Raw genomic sequence first — 23,186 nt, 5'->3', positions numbered from 1 at the left:
AGGCTCGAAAATGACCGTCGAATTGGAGACCAGCGCACTTGTCGATCTGACCGACCTGCTCCCGCTCTCGGATTCCCGAGAGTGGCATCGGGCGGCCTGCCGCGGTGATCCGAATCACGAGGCGTGGTTCCCGTACCCATCGCAGGACTTCGAGTACGCGCGTGCGGTGTGCGCGGGTTGCCCGATCCGGGATGCCTGCGGTGAATTCGCCGCCCGCACTGGACAGTCCGGAGTGTGGGGCGGCCACGAGTTCGACCGCGGACGGATGATCCGAGTCTAGTCGGACGTTCGCGCCACGCCGTGCCGGTGCGCCGCACCGGACACACCGGCACGGCAAATCTCGCGTGAACATACACTGACGATCGTGGGCACACATCGCAGCGGAACCAGATCCCGGGGCGTCAGCAAAGGTCCGGTTATCGCAGTGGTTGCCGTTTTGCTGCTAGCCGGGGCGGTCTTCGCGTTTTTTCAACTCAGTGATCGCGCCGCGAACCGAGACAAGTCGGCCGCGGCGGAGTGTAAGGAGGGGCCGTCGACACTGTTCGTGACAGTCGATCCGGATATCGCCGATCCGGTGCGAACCGCGGCCGATCGCTACAACGCGACCAATCCGAAGGTCCGCGACCATTGCGCGAAAGTAGTGGTTACGGCCCAGCCGTCGGCGGCGATCGTCGCCGGGTTCACCGCGGGCACGCCCTGGAACGGTGCACTCGGCCAGCAGCCGGGGCTGTGGATCGCCGATTCGATGCGGTCCATCGAATCCATGCGGGTGCCCGGCCTGATCGAGGGCACACCCGCACCGGTGGCGATGACTCCGATCGTGGTCGCCGTTCCCGAGGAACTGCGGAACGCGCTCGAGCAGGCCAAGATCACCTGGGCGGATTTGCCACGGCTGCAACAGGGTTCACTCGCCGACCTCGGGCTGTCCGAGTGGGGTGGGTTGCGGATGGCGCTGCCCGCCGGGGACTCGACTCTCGCGACGGCGGCGGCAGTCGGCTCTGCGGTGTCGGGGACCGATCCGCTCACCGATCAGGTCGCGCAGTCCGGTCAGGTCGTCGCCGCGATCTCCGGTCTCGCCGCGAAGGCGCCACAGGCGGCCGACACCACGGCCGCATTGGCCGCTATCGGTGGGCCGAATTCGCCCATTCACGCCGTGGCCGCTACTGAGCAGCAACTGAAAGCTCTCGGGGGCACATCGGCGTTTCGTCCCGCGGGGACCGCACCGGTTGCCGATCATCCCGCCGCATTGATGTCCGGAGCGTGGGTGGACAAGACCCAGAATCTGATCGCGTCACTGTTCGCCGACTACCTGCGCGCACCTCAGCAGTCCTCGGCCTTCACCGCCGCCGGATTCGCCGCCGCACCGGCCACCGCCGCACCGTCAGCACCGCGGACCGCACTGGACAAGGTGCGCGCCACACTGGCCAATCCTGTTCTCGGCGTGCAGGCTACGGTGCTGCTCGACGTATCGTCGTCGATGGGCAATAGCGACGGATCCGTGGCCCGGCTCACGAATGCACTCGGCGCGATCCGCTCCACGATGAATGTGATGCCACCTGACTTCGGACTCGGCGTATGGACCTTCGGCAAGAACCTCGACGGGACAACGCCGTACAAGATCCAAACTCCCACCGCGCCACTGAACGATCAGCAGCGCACCGCCTTGGATACGGCGCTGGAGGCCGTGAAACCCACCGAATCTCGCACCGACCAGGCGTATCCGTCACTCATCGCCGCCTATCGCTCAGCTGTTCGCGGATACACCGCGGGGCTCACCAATTCGGTTCTGCTCATTACCGACGGCCCGGATGACGACTCCACGATGACGGGAGCCAAACTGCTCACCGATCTGACCTCCGCCATCGATCCGGCCCACCCGGTTCGCATCGATGTGATCGTCATCGGCGGCAATGGCACCGAAACCCTCCAATCCGCCGCACAGCGAACCGGAGGAACATACACGCGGCTGACGACCTCGGATGACATCAGCTTCGGGACCGCGGTAATGCATGCGTTGACAACCCCGCGATGATCGCTGACCACGCAAGACATCCTCCGCGCGCCAGCCACGGCACGCGCCGGTGCGATCCGACGGCCGATCGGGGCGCAGCGGAGCACCACGCAATGCAATGATGACCCGGTGACTTCCTGGCTTCCGCTTCTCAGCTCGCTCATCGTCGGCGCCGCGGCGCTCATCGGCGTCCTGATCAACAACCGGACGAACCGCGACGCGATCACCGCGGCCGACGAGCGCAACCGGACCACACTTGATGCCGCCCAGCGCAATATCGAAACAACCCACGCCGCCGCGCAACGCAATATAGACGACGCCAACGCCGCCGCGGAACGCCGCGAACAGGACAAGTGGCGACGCGAGTCGATTCTGACCGCGATCTCCTCGGTACTGCTCTCCGCCGCCGACGTCCGCCAAAACCTGTGGGACACCCTCGATTGGAAGGCTGAATCCGTCGAGGAGGTGGACAGTTTCGGCAAGGAAGTGCAGCAGAGCATTTCCGCATCCAACGGCAACATCACCCGCCTGCGCGTCCTGTCGAACCCGAAGATCCCGGCGCGCTGTGAAGATCTCCTGCGCACCCTCGGCGCGGCGCAGAGCATCACCGTGCAACGCCTCAAGGTCGAACTCGACCACGAAGCAACCATGGACGACGTCAACGCGATCCGCGCACTGTGGCACAAGGCAATTGCCAACACCGTCCAAGACGAACGCGCCGTCATCGACGCAACGCGGTCGGAACTAGGAATCGAAGCCCTCCGCGAGATCCCGGAAATCGAACTCGAGTCCGTGCCGGACCCGGCGTAATCGCGGCCCAGGGCGGCTCAGATCCCGGCCGGAAAGACGCATAGGCCTCGGCCGCGGCATTTCGCGTTTTCTTGGGAGATCGGCCTGAACTGGCAGCATGAAACCGATCCGGACCGCGCGCGTCGCGTCGATGTCACCTTCGAATCCCGCAGGGCCGACCGCACCGCCGCCCCTGGTGCATTCGGACTTCGAAAAGCGCGGCGCCGGTTGGGAATCCATGCGCGACAGCGTGCAGAGCGAGGGCGGCTGGCCGGATCTGATCAATACCTACGCCAAAGCGGCTGCCGCACAGTGAAAGAGGCTGCCAAGCCGCACCTGCAACGGGCGGGGGTGCGGCCCGGCAGCCGTCAGTACGCGTCCAGCGGCGGGCAGGAGCAGACGAGGTTGCGGTCACCGTAGGCGCCGTCGATGCGCCGCACCGCGGGCCACACCTTGCCCCGCGCCGGATCCAGACCCTGCGGATACACCGCGACTTCGCGGCTGTATGGATGGTCCCACTCCCTGACCAGGCAGGCCGCGGTATGCGGCGCACCGCGCAGCGGGTTGTCCTGCATCGGCCACACACCCGCGGCGACTTGATCGATCTCGCCACGGATCGCCGTCATCGCGAGGATGAATTCGTCCAGCTCGGCAAGGTTTTCGCTTTCGGTCGGCTCCACCATCAGCGTGCCCGCCACCGGGAAGCTCATGGTCGGCGCGTGGAACCCATAGTCCGCCAACCGCTTTGCCACATCATCGACGGTCACACCGGTCCGCTTGGTGATCTCGCGCAGATCCAGAATGCACTCGTGCGCGACCATCGAGTTCTCACCGGTGTACAGCACCGGAAAGTGCTCGTTCAACCGGCGCGCGATGTAATTGGCCGAGGCAATCGCGGTCAACGTGGCCTCACGCAGACCATCGGCACCCATCATCCGGATGTAGGCCCAGGTGATCGGTAGGATCGACGCCGAACCGTACTTCGCTGCCGAGACCGCATGCGAACCCTGCTCGAGCGGGTCACCAGGCAAATACGGCGCGAGATGCGAGCGCACCGCCACCGGACCAACACCCGGACCGCCGCCGCCGTGCGGAATACAGAACGTCTTGTGCAGGTTCAAATGGCTGACGTCGCCGCCGAATCGTCCCGGACGGGCAAGGCCCACAAGGGCATTCAGATTCGCGCCGTCGACGTACACCTGACCGCCCGCATCGTGCACCAGCGCGCACAACTCGGCGACCTCGTGCTCGTAGACCCCATGCGTCGACGGGTAGGTGATCATGATGCAGGCCAGCCGGTCGGCGTGGTCGGCGATCTTGGCGCGCAGATCATCGAGATCCACATCGCCGTTCTCCCGGCACTTCACCACCTCCACACGCAGCCCTGCCATGGTGGCCGAGGCCGCATTGGTACCGTGCGCACTGGACGGAATGAGGCACGTATCCCGATGTGTGTCACCACGATCCAGGTGATAGCGCCGAATGGCCAGCAGTCCGGCGTACTCACCCTGACTGCCCGCATTCGGCTGCAGGCTCACCTGGTCGTACCCGGTGATGGCCGAAAGCCAGCCCTCCAGATCGGTGATCACCCGCAGCAGCCCGGGCGCATCCTCGACGGGCGCGTACGGATGTACCCGAGCGAAACCCGGCCAGGTGATCGCCTCCATCTCGGCGGTGGCATTGAGCTTCATAGTGCACGAGCCCAACGGAATCATGCTGCGGTCCAATGCGATGTCCTTATCGGAGAGCCTGCGCAGATAGCGCAGCATCGCGGTTTCGGTGTGATAGCTGGTGAAGGCCGGGTGGGTGAGGAATTCCGAGGTGCGGGTCTCGATCGAACCGTCGGGCACAGCAGGCGCACCGCCCGGATCGCTGACGCCCAACGGCAGCCCGGTGCTGAAGGATTCGAGCACCGCGGTGACATGCGCCTCGGTGGTGGCCTCGTCACAGGCGATGCCGACGTGATCGGCGTCCACCAGCCGCAGGTTGATCCCGCTCGACTTCGCCTTCGCGACAACGGATTCCGCGCCGCTGGGCACGCGCACCAGCAGGGTGTCGAAGAAGTTCTCGTGTACCACAACACCATCGAGTCCGGCCGCGATGGCGGCGGCGCGGGCATGAACTCGGCGGGCGATCGCACGCAGCCCATCAGCACCGTGATAACTCGCGTACATTGCCGCGACAATGGCAAGCAGCACCTGGGCGGTGCAGATGTTCGAGGTCGCCTTCTCCCGGCGAATATGCTGCTCACGGGTCTGCAACGCGAGCCGGTATGCCATATTGCCGTCCGCGTCCACGGACACACCGACCAACCGACCCGGCAGCTGCCGCGCATGCCTGGTGTGCACCGACAGATATCCGGCATGCGGACCGCCGAAGCCCATCGGCACCCCGAAACGCTGTGTGGTGCCGAAACATACGTCCGCACCCTGCTCCCCCGGCGGCGTAATCAATGTCAGCGCGAGCAGATCCGCGCCCACCGCAACCAGTGCACCGCGCTCGTGCGCCGCCTCGATCACCGGCCGCCAGTCCACGATCCGGCCCGACGCACCCGGAACCTGAACCAGTACGCCGAAGAACTCGCCATCGGGCAACTCGCCACCGGACAGGTCCGCCGAGACGATCTCGATGCCAAGCGGCTCGGCCCTGGTGTGCAGCACGGTCCTGGTCTGCGGGAACAGATCGTCATCGATGAGCAGACGCGCGGATTTGGACTTGGCCGCGCGGCGCAGCAGCGTCATCGCCTCGGCAGCGGCAGTGGCTTCATCCAGCATGGACGCATTGGCGACGTCCATTCCGGTCAGATCCGACACCATGGTCTGGAAGTTGAGCAGCGCCTCGAGCCGACCCTGGCTGATCTCGGGCTGGTATGGCGTGTAGGCGGTATACCAGGCCGGATTCTCCAGCAGGCTGCGTACCAGCACCGGCGGGGTGAGCGTGTCGTAGTACCCGAGCCCGATCATCGAGACGGCGACGGAATTCGAGTGCGCGAGCTCGGCGAGTTCGGCGAGCACCTCGTGCTCGGTGGCCGCGGGAGGCAACACGTCAAGCCCGGAGCCGTCCAGAATGCTCGCGGGCAGCGCCGCGGTGGCCAGCTCGTCCAGCGAGCCGACGCCGACGACGTCCAGAATCCGGGCGAGTTCATCCCGGTCGGGTCCGATGTGGCGGTCGGCGAATGATCGAGTCACGGCAGCTCCAAGGTCGGGCGGGGTCGGCCAGCGGTGGCCAATGGGTACCAGCCCTCCCCCTCTGTCGTGGAGCCTGAGAGATTCGGACGCCGCGACACCCTGCCTCGAACGGACAGGGCCCGGGACCCCTTTCCCCATGGGCGGGCGATCGCCGCGTTGTGCGCCAAACACCACTTTCCAGAGACGTCGAAGCCCGTACGGTCCGTTTGCCTGAGAGATTGACGGGGAGGTGCTGCTCCTTCGGCGCCCGAACTCTTGTGAAGTCCGAAACTCTCCCGCACGGCGGCGACGCCTCGTCAGTTTATGCCGCGCGCGCAATGAATGATGCCACTAGGTCCCGGAACGGCGTGTAGCGCTCATCACTCCGGTGTACGAGAAATGCCCGCCGCGAGAGCGACGGGCATTCGACACGACCTCTAGCCGGTCTTCGCGTTCATCCGAGCCTTACGACGGAAGGACAGTTCGTCCTCCGGACGTTCGCTCGCGCTGCCGCTCACCGCCCGCTCGGCCGGGAAGTTGGCGATGGCTCCGGTCAGTTCCCGCATGGCGCCACTGACCGCGATTCCGAAGACGCCCTGCCCACCCTGCAGTAAATCGACTACTTCCTCGGGCGAAGTGCATTCGTACACCGAGGTGCCGTCGGAGAACAGCGTGATCCCCGCCAGATCCTGTACACCGCGGCTGCGCAGGTGATCAACCGCGATGCGGATGTTCTGCAGCGAGATACCGGCGTCCAAGAGTCGCTTCACGATTTTCAGGACCAGAATGTCCTTGAACGAATACAGCCGCTGGCTGCCCGACCCCGCCGCTCCTCGAATGGAGGGCACGACCAGTCCGGTCCGCGCCCAGTAGTCGAGTTGGCGGTAGGTGATCCCGGCCACCTGGCACGCACTCGGCACGCGGTAGCCGACCAAATCATCGGGTACCGAATCATCCGGGAACAGGCCTGGCTGTACCACATCCTGCGATTGCTCTGCCACTGACCACTCCCTTGCTTCGCCGACGCCTTGCCTCATCGATGACCCGGCTCCGTAACGACCAACGACCGGCCATAACGGACGTGGCCCAACTATCGAGATTACTCCCCCTGATTGTCCCGGGAGCGGCATCGTCCGACCAAACGCGACGCGCGGTAAGAGTCTCGACCTCTACTTTAGGGCCAGCAAAAATATGGGCCGCGGGACCGATAACGCCAGTCCGCCAGGGCAACTCAGCTATCGGTGGCCTTGAAATCGTCCGGCGAGACGGACTCGAGGAACTCCTTGAACTTCTCCACCTCGTCCTCACGCTCATCCGGCATGACCAGCCCCGCTTCCTCGAGCACCGGCTCCTCGGCATAGATCGGGCAACCGACCCGCAAGGCGATCGCAATCGAATCCGACGGCCGCGCCGAGATCCGCACATCGTTGTCGAAGACCAGATCCGCGTAGAAGGTGCCCTCCTGCAGATCCACGATCCGCACTTCCTTGAGGGTGTGCCCGAGGTCGGCGATCAAGATCTTGATCAGATCGTGAGTCAGCGGACGAATCGGAGTCACCCCCTCTTGTTCGAGCACGATCGCGGTCGCCTCGGCCTGCCCGATCCAGATCGGCAGATACCTGTCGCCGGACACCTCGCGGAGCAACAGCACGGGCTGGTTCTGTGGCTGCTCGACACGAATGCCGATTACGCGCATCTCACTCATCGCACTGCCTCCCAATGACTCGCCGGCCGCCCGGCATGACCGCTGCAGAGCTCGCCGTACCACGAGTCTAAGCGAAGCTCGATGGGTGCAGCATTCCCTGTGCACAGCCGAAATCGGCGTGTTGTCCGTCTGGAACGCAAAGCGAACTTCCGATGTACCTGCCGAAGTCAACCGCCGAGCGCGGTCCGCACCGACGTTTTCACCAGGCAGGTGTGCAGTGTCAGCGACAATGCCGCCAACTCGCGCACGGTTTCCTCCGCGCGGGCCCGCGCACCGGCATCTCGACTCTTGGCGATCGGGGCGGCGATTTGCGCCACCAGTGCGGCCTCACGGTCCGCGGCCAGCTTGAAGGCGCGCAAATGTCGTGCCTCCAGGCCGAATTCGGCCATCGCCTTGGCGGTCTTGGCCAGCGTCACCGCATCCTCGTCGAAAAAACCGGCAGCGCCCGGCGTGATCAGATTGGCACGGATCAGATCGGTGAGGAATTTCTCGTCGATCTCTGCCCTGGCGAGCAGATCCGACCTGGTGAGCCGGATTTCGTGATCGAATCGCAGCTCGTCGGGCGAGATCTCACCGGGCACGACGCCGAGTCTGCGCGGCGCCGCGGTGCGTGCGGAAGTATGCGCCGCGGAAGTGGCGGTGGGGTCGGAGTCGGGCACAGCGTGCCCGGGCTCCAGCGCACCGTTGCGGCCGGAGTGCGCTCGGGCGCGGGCTTCCCGCACACCGAGCGTCGCCGCACCACTGTCGATCGCTTCGAGCTGCTCCTTGATCACCTTCAAGGGCAGATACTGATCGCGTTGTGCGGTCAGCACGAATCTGAGCCGCTCGCAGTCCGCGATCGAGAACCTGCGATAACCCGACGGGGTGCGCTCGGGTCGGATCAGCCCCTCGGCCTCGAGGAAACGGATCTTCGAGATGGTGATATCCGGAAAGTCCGGTCGCAGCAGGTCGAGCACGGAGCCGATCGACATACCTCCGCGAGCCCACTGCGCCGCGCCCGTCATAGCACCGAGTCTTTCATGACACAGCGTTCATTCCTGTCAACAGCCCCGACACGCGAAATCCGTGCCGTTGATGTCACAAGCTGCCCGCACCCGCCGACGAATCGCTCGACTCGACCCGCGGTCCGGTGAGGAACACGAGGCGGAACTTGCCGATCTGTACCTCGTCACCGTTCTGCAACTCCGAGGAGTCCACCGGCTCCCGATTGACGTAGGTGCCGTTCAGGCTGCCCACGTCGACCACCTGGAAGGAATCGTCGTCCTGCCGGAATTCGGCATGCCGACGGCTGACGGTGACGTCATCGAGAAAGATGTCACTGTCGGGATGGCGGCCCGCCGACGTGGTCGGCTGATCGAGCAGGAACCGCGAGCCCGCATTCGGGCCTCGCTTCACGACCAAGAGGGCAGCACCAACCGGCAGACCCTCGACCCCTTGGACCGGCTGTTCGCCGGTCGCCTCAGCGGAGCGCGACGCGTCGACCTCGTTCAGGAAATCCGCGCGGAAGACCGACGTCGTCTCGGCCGCGGTCTCCCCGTAACCCGGGTCTTTGTTCTCGCTCACCGTTTCTCTCCTCCTCGAACCTGATTATCCATGCAAGCAGGTGCTGCCTTCACCGCCACGACCTGGGGATCCTGGCGCTAGAACACCGGCTGCCAAGCGCCGGCACATCTGTTGGCATTGACCGTACCCTGCCAGGGCGTACCCGTGCAGGTAGAACTGGGAAGGCTGGGTCAGCCCCCGATAACTCCTTGATAACCCGCGGCATCCAGCAGTTCACCGAGCGCGGCATCCACGCCCGCCTCGTCGCTCAATTCGAGCTCGAAGATCCACCCCTCACCATAGGGATCGGTGTTCAACGTTTCCGGCGCCGCGTCCAGAACATCGTTCACCGCAACGACTTTCGCGGCCAGCGGAGCGTAGATATCGGACACGCTCTTGGTCGACTCCACCTCGGCGATGCTGTCCGCGGCGGCGACCTCTTTGTCGACTTCGGGCAACTGCACGAACACAACGTCACCGAGTTGAGACTGGGCGTAGTCGGTGATGCCCACCCGAACCCGGGTCGGGCCGACCCGCTGCACCCATTCATGCTCTTCGGTGTAGCGCAGATCCTCGGGGGTCTGGGTCACAGGCCGTCCTTTCATCGTCGACTCGACGCAACTCTAATCGCTACTCACCGCGGTGTGGCACAGCCGGTATCGCTCGCGCGACGGCGAAGGCTTTCCAGATGTAGAGCACGCCGGTCCACACATACACCGCCGTGCCCCAGACCAGGAATGCCCCGCCGAGGGCGCGGCCGAAACCTGCCAGCGCCCAATCCATCTGACCGGCCAGCAACCACGGCAGCGCGGACATCAGCGCGAAGGTAGCCGCCTTACCCAGGTAGATGACCTCGGGCGGATCCAGTTCGCGGCGTTTGTACACCGAAAGAGTCAAGGCCAGCACGGCATCGCGGCTGATCAGGATCACCGCGACCCACCAGGGCAGCAAACCGCGGATCACGAATGCGCCCAGTGTGGTGACCAGGTACAACCGATCCACGAACGGGTCGAGCAGTGCGCCCAGCCGTGAGGACTGATCGAGCAGGCGGGCCAGCTTGCCGTCCAGGAAGTCGGTGACACCGCTGAGCACCAGCAGCGCGAATGCCCAGCCGTCGGCGCGCACCACCAGCAGCAACCACAGGAACAGTGGCACACCGGCCAGTCGCAACACGCTCAGGATATTGGGGACGGTGAAGATGCGGTCGGCGAAGACGCCGCCCGCGGCCGGATCGCCCGCATTTCCCGGGTTGTCCGCGCCGGAGCCGGCACGTTCGCCCGGTTCCGTTTTCCCCGATTCGGTTGTCACAGCCCGTGCATACCGCACCGACCCCGGTTCACGCCATCCGGGCACGCCATCGCACATATTTCGGGTACGTATCCGCTGTGCGATACGCCGCACCGGCTCGGGTGACAGAATGAGTGCGAAACCATCTCATGCAGTTGTCGCACGGTTCAGAGAGGGAAACCATGCCAGCATTCGACTACGACGTGGTAGTGATCGGCTCCGGATTCGGCGGTAGCGTCAGCGCGCTGCGCCTGACCGAGAAGGGCTACCGGGTCGGGGTGCTCGAGGCCGGACGGCGCTGGCCCGCCGAGGATATTCCGAAGACGAATTGGAATGTGCGCAAATCGATCTGGGCGCCCCGACTGGGTTTGACCGGACCGCAGCGGATCAGTGTGCTCGGCAAATGCGCGGTCTTTTCCGGCGCGGGTGTGGGCGGTGGTTCGCTCATCTACGGTAATACCCTCTACGAGCCACTGCCGAACTTCTACACCGATCGGCAATGGGCCCATATCACCGATTGGAAGGCCGAACTGGCGCCGTATTACGACCAGGCGCAGCGCATGCTCGGCGTGGCCCCCAATCCACGGATGACACCCGCCGACGAGGTGATCAAGGAGATCGCCGACGATCTGGGCGTCGGGGATACCTTCCACCCGACCAATGTGGGCGTTTTCTTCAACGAGTCCGATCCGGGTGCCGAGGTCGAGGATCCGTACTTCGGCGGCGCGGGTCCGCACCGGCGCGGCTGTGTGCATTGTGCGCAATGTTTCACCGGCTGCCCGCACAATGCCAAGAACACCACCACAACGAATTACCTCTACCTGGCCGAAAAGGCAGGAGCCGAAGTACATCCGCTGACCACCGCGACGGCGGTCCGGCCACTGTCCGGCGGCGGATATGCGGTCGAGACCGAGCGTTCGGATCGCTGGATCCGCAAGCAGCGCAAGACTTTTACCGCCGAACAGGTGGTATTCGCCGGGGCGGCGCTCGGCACGCAGAAGTTGCTGCACAGAATGCGCGATGAAGCGATACTGCCGAATCTGTCGCCGCGCCTCGGTGAACTCACCCGCAGCAATTCCGAGGCTATCCTCAATGTGGTCAGCCGCTCCCGTCGCGATTTCGCAGAGGGCATCGCGATCACCTCCTCGATCCATCCGGAGGCCGATACGCACATCGAGGTCTGCCATTACGGAAAGGGGCAGAACGCGCTGTTCCCGATGTCGGTACCGATCGTCGACGGCGGGGCTTTCCGATTCCTGCGCTTCCTGCTCGCAATCGTATTGCACCCGTTGGTATTCCTGCGCAGTCTCAGTGCCCACCGTGCTTCCGAGAAGTCGGTGATCCTGCTGGTGATGCAATCACTGGACAATTCGCTGACCTCCTACCGCAAGCGCGGTCAGTTGAAGACCAAACAGGGCACCGGCGAACCGAATCCGACCTGGATTCCGCTGGCGCACGATATCGGCCGCCGGTTCGGCGCGAAGGTGAACGGAGATACCCACGGCCTGGTCATGGATGTGCTGAATATCCCGGCCACCGCGCATTACATCGGCGGTTGTGTGATCGGCGAAGGTCCGGAGGTCGGGGTAGTCGACCCGTATCAGCGGGTATTCGGTCACCCTGGGCTGCATGTCGCGGACGGTTCGGCGGTCACGGCGAACCTGGGTGTCAATCCGTCGCTGACGATCACCGCCCAAGCCGAGCGCGCGATGGCCTTCTGGCCGAATAAGAACGAAGCCGATCCGCGCCCGGAACTGGGTTCGGCGTATCGGCGTATCTCCCCCGTCGCCCCGAAGCATCCAACGGTGCCCACCTCTGCCCCCGGCGCGCTGCGATTGCCGATCACACCGGTTGATCCCGCGGTCCCCGCAACCTGAGCAGTGTGGGCTCGTTAGGCCCCCGCTATCCATCTCGCTCGCCCCAACGGAGCGAGTCCTACGAGCGAGGAGTTCGCGGCCCGTCTCGCGTCCGAGCCGTCGAAGCGCATGCGCCGAAGGCACAGGGCTCGCCCTTCCCGCATGCGTGCACCAAGTGCCGAAAACCCCCGCCATCACCAACCACCACGGAGCGAGTCTTATCGGCGACCGTTCGCGGCCCGTCTCGCATCCGAGCCGTCGAAGCACATGCGCCGAAGTCGCGGGACTCGCTCTTCCGGCACGCGTGCACCAGGTGCCGAACGTCCCGCCACCCCCAACCACCACGAAGCGAGATGCTCCTATAGATGTCAAGTGTTTGTGTTCGGGGGTGGTGTGGTGGTTTTCGGGGTTTTGAGGACGTGGTAGATCTCGCGTGTTACGAGTCGTTTGAGGCAGCGCATGATGTCTTTTTTGGACAGGCCTTGTTGGGTGCGGCGTTCGGTGTAGGCGCGGGTTCGTGGGTCCCAGCGCATGCGGACGACGACGATGCGGTGGATCGCGGAGTTGGCTTGCCGGTCGCCTCCTCGGTTGAGGCGGTGGCGATCGATGCGTCCGGAAGAGGCGGGCAGTGGTGCGGTCCCGACCAGCATCGCGAACGCGCTTTCGGAGCGTATCCGGTCGGGGTTGTCTCCTGCGGTGACCAGCAGTTGGCCGGCGATGTCGGGGCCGACACCGAGTAGTTGCAGTAGTGGTGAGTTGATTTGGGCGACAATGGGTTTGATTGTGGCGTCGAGTTGGGTGATTTCCTCGCTCAGCGCGCTGTGACGGCGTGCGAGGTGTCGGAGTGTGATCTTGACAGCGTGGGCGGGGTCACCGGCCTTGCGTATGTCCGGACGTGCGGTGAGGCAGGTTTTGATCAATTCGCTGTCGGTCAGCGGCGCCAGTCGCGTGCGCAGCTGCGCGGGCGCGGTGATGATCAACGACTTGATCTGTCGTTGGGTATCCGACCGCTGCGCGACGGCGCTGCGGCGTGCGACGCGCAGGTTACGCAGTGCCTCCACCAGGCCGTCGCGTTGTTTGGGTGTGCCGGTGCGCTCACCGGCCAACGCGGCGCGGGCCGCGGCCAGGGCATCGATCGGATCGGATTTGCCCTGCATGCGGCGGGTTTTGCGGTCGGGCCGGTCGATCTCGACGATCGCCACCTTCTTGATCGCCAGGTAACGAGCCACACCGGCGCCGTAGGCGCCGGTGCCCTCGATACCGACCAGCACCAGCGTGCCCAGTGTCTGTAACCACGACAGCAACTGTGCGTATCCGGCGGGGGTGGCGGGGAACTGGCCCGAACCCAGCGTCCGGCCGGCAGCATCGATCGCAGCCGCGGTATGAGTGTCTTTGTGGGTGTCGATGCCGGCGGTGACTTCGATCACCGCGTGTGTCATGGTGGGAATGTGCCTGCCCTTTTCTCTCGACCGGGGTTGAGGACGGCACACACCAGCCGGGCGGGCGGACAAGACAGTAATGGGTGACTGGTGCGAACAGGCTCCTATGAAGTCACGAACACCACGTCCGGTGAGTACCTGAGTGCCCGTGGTGGTCGACCGACAGATCTCGCTGAAGGCCCGAAGCCAGTCTTACGGTGAGTCAGGACGGCCACCACGGGAACTCAGCAATCATTACTGTCTTACGAGCGAGGAGTTCGCGGCCCGTCTCGCGTCCGAGCCGTCGAAGCGCATGCGACGAAGTCGCGAGTCTCGACAGCTCGGACGCGAGACACCAGGGGGCCGCGAACCCGCCGCGGCGCAGCCGCGGCAAAATAACACAGTGATCGATCTTCGCTCCTATGTTCCGGCGGAGGACGTCCGTGCCCGCGGACGGGCGCTGCGTCAACGGGTTCCGGTCTCTGCCCGGGATCGAGCGGTCGCCTGGTCGACGCGACCGGATGTGCTCGACTTCATCGCCGCGAGCAATGCCGATCGGTTGCCGCATCTGATACCGCTGCGGATCGGCCGAATGCTCACCTCGCCGTTCACTTTCTATCGCGGCGCGGCCGGGCTGATGGCCGCCGATCTCGCGGGCAGTCCGGATACCGGGGTGCCCGCACAGATCTGCGGTGACGCACATGCCGCGAATTTCGGCCTGTACGGCACGCCGCGCGGTGAAATCATCATGGATATCAATGATTTCGACGAAACGATCGTAGGCCCGTGGGAGTGGGATCTGGAGCGCTTGGCGGCCAGTCTGGTGCTGGCGGGTCGCGAAGGCGGTGCGGGGGAAGACGATTGCCTGCGCGCCGCGCGGGACGCGGCCCGGTCCTATCGCCTCGCCATCGATCATCTGGCCGAGCAACCGTTTATCGAATCGTGGAGCGCGCTGCCGGACGAGTCGATCATCAGTAGGGCCAAGGCCGATGATCTGCTCGACGACTTCAAGAAGGCCGCGAAGAAGGCGCGCAAGAACACCAGCGCCAAGGTGGTCGAGAAGTGGACCGAACATCTCGAAGACCACGAGACCGGAATCAGCAAGCACCGATTCGTCAGTGACCCACCGATTCTCACGCCGGTCGAAGCCAAGGTAGCCGAGGAAATCATCGACGGGCTGGAGCGCTACGGCGATACGCTGCGCGAATCTCGGCGCAATCTGCTGGCCCGATTCGCGGTGTCCGACACTGCCTTCCGCATTGTCGGCACCGGAAGCGTCGGACTGCACAGCTATGTGGCACTGCTGCACGGCAATGCGGGTGAGGCGCTGGTACTGCAGCTGAAGCAGGCCAATCCGTCGGCCCTGGCACCGTTTCTGCCAGCGCCGCCGCCAGCGCACGAGGGTGAGCGAATCGTGCAGGGCGCCAGGCTGGTTCAGTCCGAGACCGATATTCTGCTCGGCTGGACCACACTGCGCTTGGAGACCGGCGAACTACCTTTCACGGTGCGGCAATTCCGAAATATGAAGGGCAGTATCGATCCGGCGGAGCTGTCCTCGGACGATCTCGACGACTACGGCAGGCTGGCCGGTGCGCTGCTGGCCCGCGCACATTCGCGTTCGCTCGATCCGCGCCTGCTCGCTGGGTATTTCGACGGTGACGATGCGTTCGAGGATGCCGTCGCGCGCTTCGCGGTGCGCTATGCCGATCGGGCCGAGGCCGACCACGCCGAATTGGTAGATGCGGTGCGGGCTGGAAAGATCGCCGCCGAACAACCACAGTGACACGCCGCGTCTGGTCGTAGGCGCGGCGAAGCGGGCGGCGGTGTCCGTATCCTTGCCACCATCGAGTGATGACGTGAAGGGCGGTCGCGAATGCTCGTACGAGTACAGAATCCGGCAGGCACCAATGCCGAGCGGGCGCTGATCGACTGGCTGCGCACGTGGAAGGATCCGGCCAGCCCGCATGGTGTCGCCACGGTGAATTGCAGTCTGTTCCACAATGATCGGCTGCATCAATTCGACGCCGTGGTCTGGACCCCGACCAGTTGTGTGGTGATCGAGGCCGAGGCGCTGGTCGCGCGCCAGGACGGCGTGCTCGAGGTCCCGCTCAGCGGGCCATGGACGATCTCCGGCGAACCGCTCGCCGTGGAGGGCCGCGATCGCCGTACCCCGCTGGACAAATCGCGCGAACACACACTCGCACTGCAGAATTGGCTGGCGGCCCGCGGACTCGGTCAGCGCGCCGTGCATGGTGTCGCGCTGATCGTGCCGCTGCGCGGGGCCGAGTTGTCGGTCAAGCAGGAGTGGAGCGATCCGAGTTTCGATGTGATCCTCGGCAGCGATCCGGAACGGCTGCGGCACTATTTCGAGACGCTGGCCGAATCCGAGCAGAATATCCATCTCTGGACGGCCAACGATGTCGCGGCGGCCTTCCGCAGCCTAGGTATCCTGCCCTATCTGCCCGCCCCGCAGGATCTGATAAACGAAGGCTTCCTCGGTCCGATCGATATCACGCTGTGGCACGGTGGGCCGAACCAGGCGCAGGCGGAGGCCTATGCCGAGGAGTTGGCGCAGGCCGAAAGGGACGCCAACGCGTCGGGCCTGGTCCTCGAGGCGCCCTGGTACAGCCCGTGGAAGCTGTATCCCCGGCAGGCGGGCGATATGGATCTCGGGCGGGCGTTCATGCGGATCACCCTGGCCGTGGGCATGCTCATCGCCTTCGCCTGGGTGATTTGGTTCGTGGTCATCGCGATATTGACCTACGGGCCAGGGTGACGGCGGGGGACTCGACGACACGATGAGCCGCGCTAGCGTCAGGAGGTTCCGCTTTGCCTGCTGCCACGCACACCATCACGATCGCCCGACCCATCGGCGAAGTGTTCACCTTCTTCGCCGATGCCACCAATAGCGCCCGCTGGCGAGCGGGGGTCGAGGAGATCACCGCCGAGGGACCGCCCGCGGTGGGCACCGTCTATCGACAGCGGGTGACCGGCCCCGGCGGCCGGTCGGTTTCCGCCGATGTGCGGATCACCGAATTCGAGCCCGAGCGGCGGGTCGTCCTGGAAGGCATTTCGGGACCGCTGCGGCCGGTCGTCGAGTACACCTTCGACATGGTCGAAGGGGGAACGCAGGTCACATTTTCGCTGGCAGCGCCGCTGTCGGGTCCGAAGAGGCTGCTCATGGCCCGGGCGGTGCAGCGGACGATGGACACAGAGGTCGCCGGGTTGGATCACGCGAAGACGCTGCTCGAATCCGGCGGGTACTGATCGATCCTCTCGGCTGCGGACCGTGATCCCGCGACCGAGATGCCCCCGCCCCGAAGGCGGCGAGGCTCACCCGCTACGTTTCCCCGGTGAAATGGGAGGGGTGGCTCGAGCGGATGCGGGCGAATCTCGTGGCGCTGTGCGCGGTGCTCGTCGGCGTCGGCATCGTGATTACGCTGCCGCTGACCTTTCCCGCCGACGGCGCCGCCACCGATCTGGATCGCGCGCTCGCCCAGCCAATCCATTCGACGCTGGACGCCCATCCCAGCGGCTACCAGGCGCTGGTGATTCCGAGCAACGGCTACATTCTGATTCCGCTATTGCTCGCGGCCGCCGCGTGGTTCGGTTGTCGGGGACAGTGGCGGCAGGCCGTGGCAATGGTGGTGATTCCCGAACTCGTGGTCGGGCTCAACAGCTGGGTACTCAAATCACTGTGGGATCGGCCGCTGCACGACTATCTCGCGTATCCGAGCGGACATACCGTGCATCTAGTCGCGATTGCCACCGCGTTCGTCGTGCTGACCGACTCGATGCGGGCGCGGGTCGTCACCATCGTGATCGCCACCGTCGCTCTGGTCTGCGCCGCGGTCGGCATGATCGGCCTCGGCTATCACCTACCGACCGATATTCTCGGCGGCGCGGCGGTGGGGATCGCGCTGGTCGTCGTGTGCTGGAAGCTCACCGAGGGATTCCTCGCAGAGCAGACCCGCGGCGAATCCTAGATCGACACCGGCGTGTGACTACCGATCCGATCGAACACGCTCGCATCATCCAGCAGCGCCGCACGCAGCATGCTCTCTGGCACCCCCATGCCCTCGACCAGGGTCAGCGCATCCGGGCGCAGCCGATCGACGAGTTCATTCACACCGCGACGCACGGCCTTCGCCCGCTCGACCGACATGAACCGGTGCATGATGAACCACGCCTGATTCTCCTCGAGCATCGAGTAGACGTACAGATCGCAGACGGTCTCGGCGAGTTCGCGAGCCGCCGGATCCGCGATCCCGGCGATGCCTTCGATGAACGCTTCCAGGATCAGCCGGTCGATATGCGCGGTGCCCGCGGCGAGGATATGGTCCTGCGCATTGTTGAACGCCTCGAACGGTGTGGTGTCCTTGGCGCGAGCACGCAGCCGGTGTCCTGCGGTGCGCACCAGATAGTCCTCGCGGTCGGCGAATAGCTGCAGCTGCACCGAGCGGCGGGACAGGTCGCCGTCGTCAACGGTGTCGTCACCGCGGTCGCGCAGGGTCTGGATCATTTGGCGCACACCGGAACGCTTGCGCACGACATCACCGGCCATGGTGGCGGCGAAGCGCACCCAGCCCAGCGCGTCCAGATCGCGGATCTCATCGGAGTAGGCGGTGAGCACTTCCTTGGCCACCAATTGGGTGAGCACGACATTGTCGCCCTCGAAGGTGGTGAACACGTCGGTATCGCCCTTGAGCGTGACCAGGCGGTTCTCGGTGAGATAGCCTGCGCCGCCGCAGGCTTCGCGACATTCCTGGATGGCGCGGGTGGCGAATCGGGTTTGTGCGACCTTGAGTCCAGCGGCCCGTTTCTCCAGCGCGCGCTGCGCACCCGGATCGAGATCCTGACCGGTCTGCACCAGATGCATGCGACGGACCAGGTCGTTCTGTGCGAACGCGAGTGCGTACGACCGGGCGATCAAGGGCAGCAGCCGTCGCTGATGACTGCGGTAGTCCAGCAGCAGAGTCTCCTGGCCACTGTCCGGATCCGAGAATTGGCGACGCTTCAGCGCATATCGCGTGGCAATGCTCAACGCGACCCGGGCACCGGCCGCGGCGGCACCTCCGACGCTGACCCGCCCGCGCACCAAAGTGCCCAGGGTGGTGAAGAATCGGCGGCTCGGATTCTCGATATCGGAGCGGTAGGTGCCGTCCGGTGCGACATCGGCATACCGGTTGAGCAGGTTCTCCCGGGGAATGCGGACCTGATCGAAGGTGATCCGTCCGTTGTCGACACCGAGCAGACCGCCCTTGAGGCCGTCGTCGTAGGTGGTCACTCCCGGTAGATCGGCGCCGCTTTCATCCCGGATCGGCACCAAGAAGCAGTGCACGCCCTGGCTTTTCCCTTCGGTGATCAACTGCGCGAAAACCGCTGCCATCCTGGCATGTTCGGCCGCACCGCCGATGTAGTCCTTGCGCGCCGACGGTGTCGGCGAATGGACGACGAACTCCTGGGTCTGCGGATCGTAGGTGGCGGTCGTCTCGAGATTCGCGACATCGCTGCCGTGTCCGGATTCGGTCATCGCGAAACAACCGAGCAGATCCAGTGATATCAGCCGCTTGACCACATCGCGATGCCGTTCGGTCCCCAGGTTTTCCACGGCGCCGCCGAACAACCCCCACTGCACACCCGATTTCACCCACAGCGACAGGTCGGCGTAGGCCAACATCTCCAGTGCGACCACTGCCTCCCCCGGTTCTCCCGTGCCCCCGTTCTCGCGTCGGAAACCACGCTCCGCGTAGCCCATCGATGCGATCGCCCGCATCTGCTCGAGCACCCGTGCCCGTGCCGCGCGGTAGTCCAGAGACGGATCGCCGGTGAACTGATCTCCGGCCAGTTGCACCCTGGCCTCGGCGCGTACCGCGCGCCATGGGCCGTCGAGTGCGTCGCGGAGGTGGTCCGATGTCGAGACGTTCTCGGTGTCAGGCATGCCCCGACAGTAGCGTTTCGCGGCATCCGGCGGGCCGTTCGAACCGAGCGGATGCTTCGGACATCGAACCGCTGCCGGAGGTTTGACCAGCGGATTCAGTCCGAAGGAAGACCATGACACGACATCTTCGTAAAGTTCTTGCTTTACCATTGAACGCGTGTTTAATATACTAAACATGTGTTCAACCAGAGAGCCGTATCGCAAGGACCCGCCGAACTAGGAGGCGCCGCGTGACGCCGGCCGCGAATTCGGATCTCAGCACCGCAGCCCGCATTCGCGATATCGCGATCGAGGTGTTCGGTGACAACGGATTCCAGGTCGGAGTTCGCGCGATCGCCGCAGCGGCCGGTGTATCTCCCGGACTGGTCAACCATCATTTCGGCTCCAAGGATGGCCTGCGGGCCGCCTGCGACGAGCGGGTGCTGGAGTTGATCCGGGACCAGAAGTGGAAGACCGCCACCGAGACGAACGTCGCGAAAAGCATGCTCGACGCCATGTCCGAGATCGAGGCATACGGCCCGCTGGTCGCCTACATGGTGCGCAGCCTGCAGGCGGGCGGGCCGTTGGCCGAGTCACTGCTCGAGCACATGATCTCCGATGCCGAGGAGTACATCCAGGCAGGTGTCGAGGCGGGCACCATCAAACCGAGCCGTGACCCGGCCGCGCGGGCCAGATACCTGACGACAGTCAATGTCGGCGCGACCGTCCTGTACTTCACCCTGCTGCAAAACCGCGGCGAAAAGCTCGACTACCGCAAACTCGTTCGCACCTTGAGCGAGGAGTTCATGCTGGCCGCCGCGGAGCTTTACACCCAGGGATTCCTTACCGACCCAACGATTTTGGACACCCTTACCAAGGAGACCTGATGTCCGACATCATCGAAGTTCGCGATCTGCACAAGAACTTCGGCCACTTCGCCGCCCTGAACGGGCTGGATCTCGCGGTCCGCGAGGGCGAAATCCATGGCTTCCTCGGCCCGAACGGCGCGGGTAAGTCGACCAGCATCCGCATCCTGCTCGGCATTCTACGGGCCAGCTCCGGCGAGGTCCGCCTGCTCGGGCGCGATCCATGGACCGACGCGGTCGAGCTGCACCGCGAAATCGCTTATGTCCCAGGGGATGTCACACTATGGCCGTCGTTATCCGGCGGGGAAACCATCGACCTACTGGCCAGAATGCGCGGGGAAATCAATGCGCAGCGCCGGGAGGAATTGATCGAGCGATTCGATCTGGATCCGCGCAAGAAGGCGCGCACCTATTCCAAGGGCAACCGGCAGAAGGTCGCATTGATCTCCGCGCTCGCCTCCGATGTGCGCCTGCTACTGCTCGACGAACCGACCTCAGGTCTGGATCCGTTGATGGAACAGGTTTTTCGCGAATGCGTCGACGAGGCCAATCAGCGTGGCACCACGGTTCTCCTGTCGAGTCACATCCTGTCCGAGGTGGAGGTGCTGTGTGACCGGGTGACCATTATCCGAGCCGGACGTACCGTCGAGAGCGGATCGCTGTCGGATATGCGGCACCTTTCGCGTACCTCCATTACCGCCGAATTGCTCGGCGACCCAGGCGATCTCAGCCGGATCGCGGGTGTCGAGGACATCGAACGCGATGGTTCGACACTGCGCTGCCAGGTGGATGGGGAACATCTCGGCGAGTTGATCCGGATCCTCGGCGATGTCGGAGTGCGCAGCCTCACCAGCGCGCCGCCGACGCTGGAGGAACTGTTCATGCGGCACTACCACGTCGATGGCGCGACGTCCGAGCAGGCGAGGGCGACCATGGAGAAGGTGGGATCATGACAACCGCAACTGCGGGCGGCCGCCATTACGCCGCACCCGCCGTGCGCGGGTCGGCCGACTTCGCCGGTACCGTCCAGTTACTGCGACTGTTCCTGCGTCGCGACCGAATCGTCTTGCCGCTGTGGGTACTTGCCTTCGGACTGCTGCCCGCCTTCTACGTCAGCAGCGCCAAGGCCGTGTACACCACACAGGCCGACCTCGATCATGCCGCGAAGTCGGTTATGGAAAGCCCTGCGCTCGTTGCCATGTACGGGCCGGTCTTCAGCACCGATCTCGGCTCGATCGGGCTGTGGAAGGCCGGGCCGTTCTACGCGATGATCGCGATCGCGACGATCCTCACCGTCATCCGGCACACCCGGGTCGAGGAGGAGACCGGTCGCGCGGAATTGGTCGGCGCCACCAGCATCGGCCGCTATGCGGGATTGACCGCCGCCATGATCATGACAGCGACCGGATGCCTGATCGTCGCCGTCCTGAGCACCCTGGCGCTCTCCGGCAGCGACCTGCCCGCGGCTGGTTCGCTGGCCTACGGCGCGACACTCGGCTGTTCCGGTCTGGTATGGGCCGGGGTCGCCGCCATCGCGGCACAGGTGAGTGTGGGGGCGCGGGTCGCGCGGGGGGTGGCATTCGGCGCACTCGGCACGGCCTTCGCGCTGCGCGCCGTCGGCGACGCCGGAAACGGCGTGCTGTCATGGTTTTCACCGCTCGGCTGGTGCATAAATCTGCGGCCGTACGCGAATGAGCGCTGGTGGGTGCTGATTCCGCTGCTCACGGTTGCCATTGCGACTACTGGCGCAGCGTATATGCTTCTGCGGCAACGTGATACGGGCTCAGGTCTGCTCGCCGAGCGGCCCGGCGCACCGGTAGCGGCGCCCGCACTCTCCGGTCCATCCGGACTGGCTTGGCGGCTGCAGCGCGGCTCGCTGCTGGCGTGGTCCATCGGTTTCCTGCTCTACGGATCACTGATGGGCGGCGCAATCAACAGCGTCGGCGATATGCTCGACAACAGTAACCAGGTCCGCGACGTGATCAACCGGATGGGCGGCACCGACGTGCTGCAGAATTCGTTCATCACGTTCGCCCTCGGCATGCTGGCCATCGCGGCATCGGCCTACTCCATCTCGGCCGTGCTGCGACTGCACGAGGAGGAGTCCAGCCAGCGCGCCGAGGCCACACTGGCCGGTTCGGTGAGCCGAGAACGCTACGCGCTCAGCCATATCGGCATCGCGGTACTCGGACCGGTGGTGCTGCTGTTCCTCGCGGGTGCGGCGGTCGGAGTCCTCTACGGCATCTCGGATGGCGATCTGGCGGGCAAGGTGGGCGACTGCCTCGGTGCGGCGGCGGTGCAATTGCCCGCGGTGTGGGTGCTCACCGCGATCACGGTGGCGATCTACGGCCTCGCACCCCGCTACACACCGGTCGCGTGGGGTGTACTGAGCACGATGATCATCATCTTCGTCATCGGCGCGCTCGACGGGCTGCCCCAGTGGGTGCGCGATCTGGTTCCCTTCACGCACCCACCGAAGCTGCCGGGCGCAGCCTTCGAGGCCACGCCGATCCTGTGGCTGCTCGGGATCGTGGTCGTGCTGCTCGGGGTGGGGATCGTGGGCTTCCGTCGCCGCGACCTGCGCTGATATTCGGATCGGTGCCCCGCAACGAGTTTCACCACCCG

Annotated in this window: 22 protein-coding genes and 1 riboswitch; of the genes, 13 read left to right on the top strand and 9 right to left on the bottom strand. The window is 64.9% G+C overall.

Annotated features, from left to right (window positions below):
• Positions 1-10: 10 nt before the first annotated feature.
• The 4 genes from ACQP2U_RS16630 to ACQP2U_RS16615 all read left to right on the top strand — a co-directional run bounded on the left by ACQP2U_RS16630 (position 11) and on the right by ACQP2U_RS16615 (position 3,116).
• Positions 11-280 (top strand): WhiB family transcriptional regulator, encoded by a 270-nt coding sequence (locus ACQP2U_RS16630; RefSeq protein ID WP_433715494.1) that lies wholly within the window; start codon positions 11-13, stop codon positions 278-280.
• A gap of 84 nt (positions 281-364) precedes the next feature.
• Positions 365-2,032: a VWA domain-containing protein gene (locus ACQP2U_RS16625; RefSeq protein WP_433715493.1), complete on the top strand. Its 1,668-nt coding sequence runs from the start codon at positions 365-367 to the stop codon at positions 2,030-2,032.
• Positions 2,033-2,140: 108 nt separating this feature from the next.
• Positions 2,141-2,821 (top strand): hypothetical protein, encoded by a 681-nt coding sequence (locus tag ACQP2U_RS16620; RefSeq protein ID WP_433715492.1) that lies wholly within the window; start codon positions 2,141-2,143, stop codon positions 2,819-2,821.
• Positions 2,822-2,918: 97 nt separating this feature from the next.
• Positions 2,919-3,116: a hypothetical protein gene (locus ACQP2U_RS16615; protein ID WP_433715491.1), complete on the top strand. Its 198-nt coding sequence runs from the start codon at positions 2,919-2,921 to the stop codon at positions 3,114-3,116.
• Positions 3,117-3,168: 52 nt separating this feature from the next.
• Here ACQP2U_RS16615 and gcvP read toward each other — a convergent pair whose 3' ends face one another.
• The 7 genes from gcvP to ACQP2U_RS16580 all read right to left on the bottom strand — a co-directional run bounded on the left by gcvP (position 3,169) and on the right by ACQP2U_RS16580 (position 10,414).
• Positions 3,169-5,988: an aminomethyl-transferring glycine dehydrogenase gene (gcvP, locus tag ACQP2U_RS16610; RefSeq protein WP_433715490.1), complete on the bottom strand. Its 2,820-nt coding sequence runs from the start codon at positions 5,986-5,988 to the stop codon at positions 3,169-3,171.
• Positions 5,989-6,176: 188 nt separating this feature from the next.
• Positions 6,177-6,276, bottom strand: a riboswitch (glycine riboswitch).
• A gap of 128 nt (positions 6,277-6,404) precedes the next feature.
• Entirely contained in the window at positions 6,405-7,004 is a 600-nt protein-coding gene (locus ACQP2U_RS16605; protein ID WP_364343211.1) for a MerR family transcriptional regulator, read from the bottom strand.
• A 194-nt stretch (positions 7,005-7,198) separates the two neighbouring features.
• Positions 7,199-7,672: a bifunctional nuclease family protein gene (locus tag ACQP2U_RS16600; RefSeq protein ID WP_433715489.1), complete on the bottom strand. Its 474-nt coding sequence runs from the start codon at positions 7,670-7,672 to the stop codon at positions 7,199-7,201.
• Between the two features lie 167 nt (positions 7,673-7,839).
• On the bottom strand, positions 7,840-8,676 hold the full coding sequence (gene ftsR / locus ACQP2U_RS16595; RefSeq protein WP_433715488.1) for a transcriptional regulator FtsR: 837 nt from the start codon (positions 8,674-8,676) through the stop codon (positions 7,840-7,842).
• Positions 8,677-8,749: 73 nt separating this feature from the next.
• On the bottom strand, positions 8,750-9,235 hold the full coding sequence (gene garA / locus ACQP2U_RS16590) for a glycogen accumulation regulator GarA (RefSeq protein ID WP_062985688.1): 486 nt from the start codon (positions 9,233-9,235) through the stop codon (positions 8,750-8,752).
• 170 nt (positions 9,236-9,405) lie between these two features.
• The gene (gene gcvH / locus ACQP2U_RS16585) at positions 9,406-9,819 is read right to left on the bottom strand and encodes a glycine cleavage system protein GcvH (RefSeq protein WP_397034792.1); all 414 of its coding nucleotides are present in this window, start codon (positions 9,817-9,819) and stop codon (positions 9,406-9,408) included.
• A 25-nt stretch (positions 9,820-9,844) separates the two neighbouring features.
• Positions 9,845-10,414, bottom strand: a complete 570-nt coding sequence (locus ACQP2U_RS16580) for a CDP-alcohol phosphatidyltransferase family protein (RefSeq protein ID WP_433716490.1) — start codon at positions 10,412-10,414, stop codon at positions 9,845-9,847.
• A 231-nt stretch (positions 10,415-10,645) separates the two neighbouring features.
• Between ACQP2U_RS16580 and ACQP2U_RS16575 the strand changes: the two genes are divergently transcribed.
• Positions 10,646-10,711 (top strand): hypothetical protein, encoded by a 66-nt coding sequence (locus ACQP2U_RS16575; RefSeq protein WP_397034950.1) that lies wholly within the window; start codon positions 10,646-10,648, stop codon positions 10,709-10,711.
• Positions 10,684-12,378 (top strand): GMC oxidoreductase, encoded by a 1,695-nt coding sequence (locus tag ACQP2U_RS16570; protein ID WP_433715487.1) that lies wholly within the window; start codon positions 10,684-10,686, stop codon positions 12,376-12,378. Before ACQP2U_RS16575 ends, ACQP2U_RS16570 begins: the two co-directional genes overlap by 28 nt.
• 347 nt (positions 12,379-12,725) lie before the next feature.
• On the opposite strand, the gene ACQP2U_RS16565 is transcribed toward ACQP2U_RS16570, so the two are convergent.
• Positions 12,726-13,796, bottom strand: a complete 1,071-nt coding sequence (locus ACQP2U_RS16565; RefSeq protein ID WP_433709920.1) for an IS110 family transposase — start codon at positions 13,794-13,796, stop codon at positions 12,726-12,728.
• A gap of 385 nt (positions 13,797-14,181) precedes the next feature.
• Here ACQP2U_RS16565 and ACQP2U_RS16560 point away from each other — a divergent pair, with 385 nt between their 5' ends.
• The 4 genes from ACQP2U_RS16560 (at position 14,182) to ACQP2U_RS16545 (ending at position 17,761) form a co-directional block, all read left to right on the top strand.
• On the top strand, positions 14,182-15,558 hold the full coding sequence (locus ACQP2U_RS16560; RefSeq protein WP_433716489.1) for a DUF2252 domain-containing protein: 1,377 nt from the start codon (positions 14,182-14,184) through the stop codon (positions 15,556-15,558).
• A 90-nt stretch (positions 15,559-15,648) separates the two neighbouring features.
• Positions 15,649-16,551, top strand: a complete 903-nt coding sequence (locus tag ACQP2U_RS16555; RefSeq protein ID WP_397034790.1) for a nuclease-related domain-containing protein — start codon at positions 15,649-15,651, stop codon at positions 16,549-16,551.
• 53 nt (positions 16,552-16,604) lie between these two features.
• Entirely contained in the window at positions 16,605-17,042 is a 438-nt protein-coding gene (locus tag ACQP2U_RS16550; protein WP_433715486.1) for an SRPBCC family protein, read from the top strand.
• An 86-nt stretch (positions 17,043-17,128) separates the two neighbouring features.
• Positions 17,129-17,761, top strand: coding sequence for a phosphatase PAP2 family protein (locus ACQP2U_RS16545; RefSeq protein ID WP_433715485.1), 633 nt, complete (start codon positions 17,129-17,131; stop codon positions 17,759-17,761).
• Here the strand turns inward: ACQP2U_RS16545 and ACQP2U_RS16540 are convergent.
• Positions 17,758-19,716, bottom strand: coding sequence for an acyl-CoA dehydrogenase family protein (locus tag ACQP2U_RS16540; protein ID WP_433715484.1), 1,959 nt, complete (start codon positions 19,714-19,716; stop codon positions 17,758-17,760). The two genes, ACQP2U_RS16545 and ACQP2U_RS16540, sit on opposite strands and share 4 nt — an antisense overlap.
• A gap of 230 nt (positions 19,717-19,946) precedes the next feature.
• Here ACQP2U_RS16540 and ACQP2U_RS16535 point away from each other — a divergent pair, with 230 nt between their 5' ends.
• From ACQP2U_RS16535 to ACQP2U_RS16525, 3 genes are read left to right on the top strand one after another with little or no spacing between them, the layout of a single operon-like run.
• Positions 19,947-20,582 (top strand): TetR family transcriptional regulator, encoded by a 636-nt coding sequence (locus ACQP2U_RS16535; RefSeq protein WP_433715483.1) that lies wholly within the window; start codon positions 19,947-19,949, stop codon positions 20,580-20,582.
• Positions 20,582-21,514, top strand: coding sequence for an ABC transporter ATP-binding protein (locus ACQP2U_RS16530; RefSeq protein WP_433715482.1), 933 nt, complete (start codon positions 20,582-20,584; stop codon positions 21,512-21,514). Before ACQP2U_RS16535 ends, ACQP2U_RS16530 begins: the two co-directional genes overlap by 1 nt.
• Positions 21,511-23,148, top strand: coding sequence for an ABC transporter permease (locus tag ACQP2U_RS16525; protein ID WP_433715481.1), 1,638 nt, complete (start codon positions 21,511-21,513; stop codon positions 23,146-23,148). The genes ACQP2U_RS16530 and ACQP2U_RS16525 overlap by 4 nt, the downstream gene beginning before the upstream one ends.
• Positions 23,149-23,186: the final 38 nt, after the last annotated feature.

The sequence above is a fragment of the Nocardia sp. CA-084685 genome, from assembly GCF_050955785.1.
Classification (GTDB): domain Bacteria; phylum Actinomycetota; class Actinomycetes; order Mycobacteriales; family Mycobacteriaceae; genus Nocardia.
This window is presented reverse-complemented; position numbering and strand designations above follow the sequence as displayed.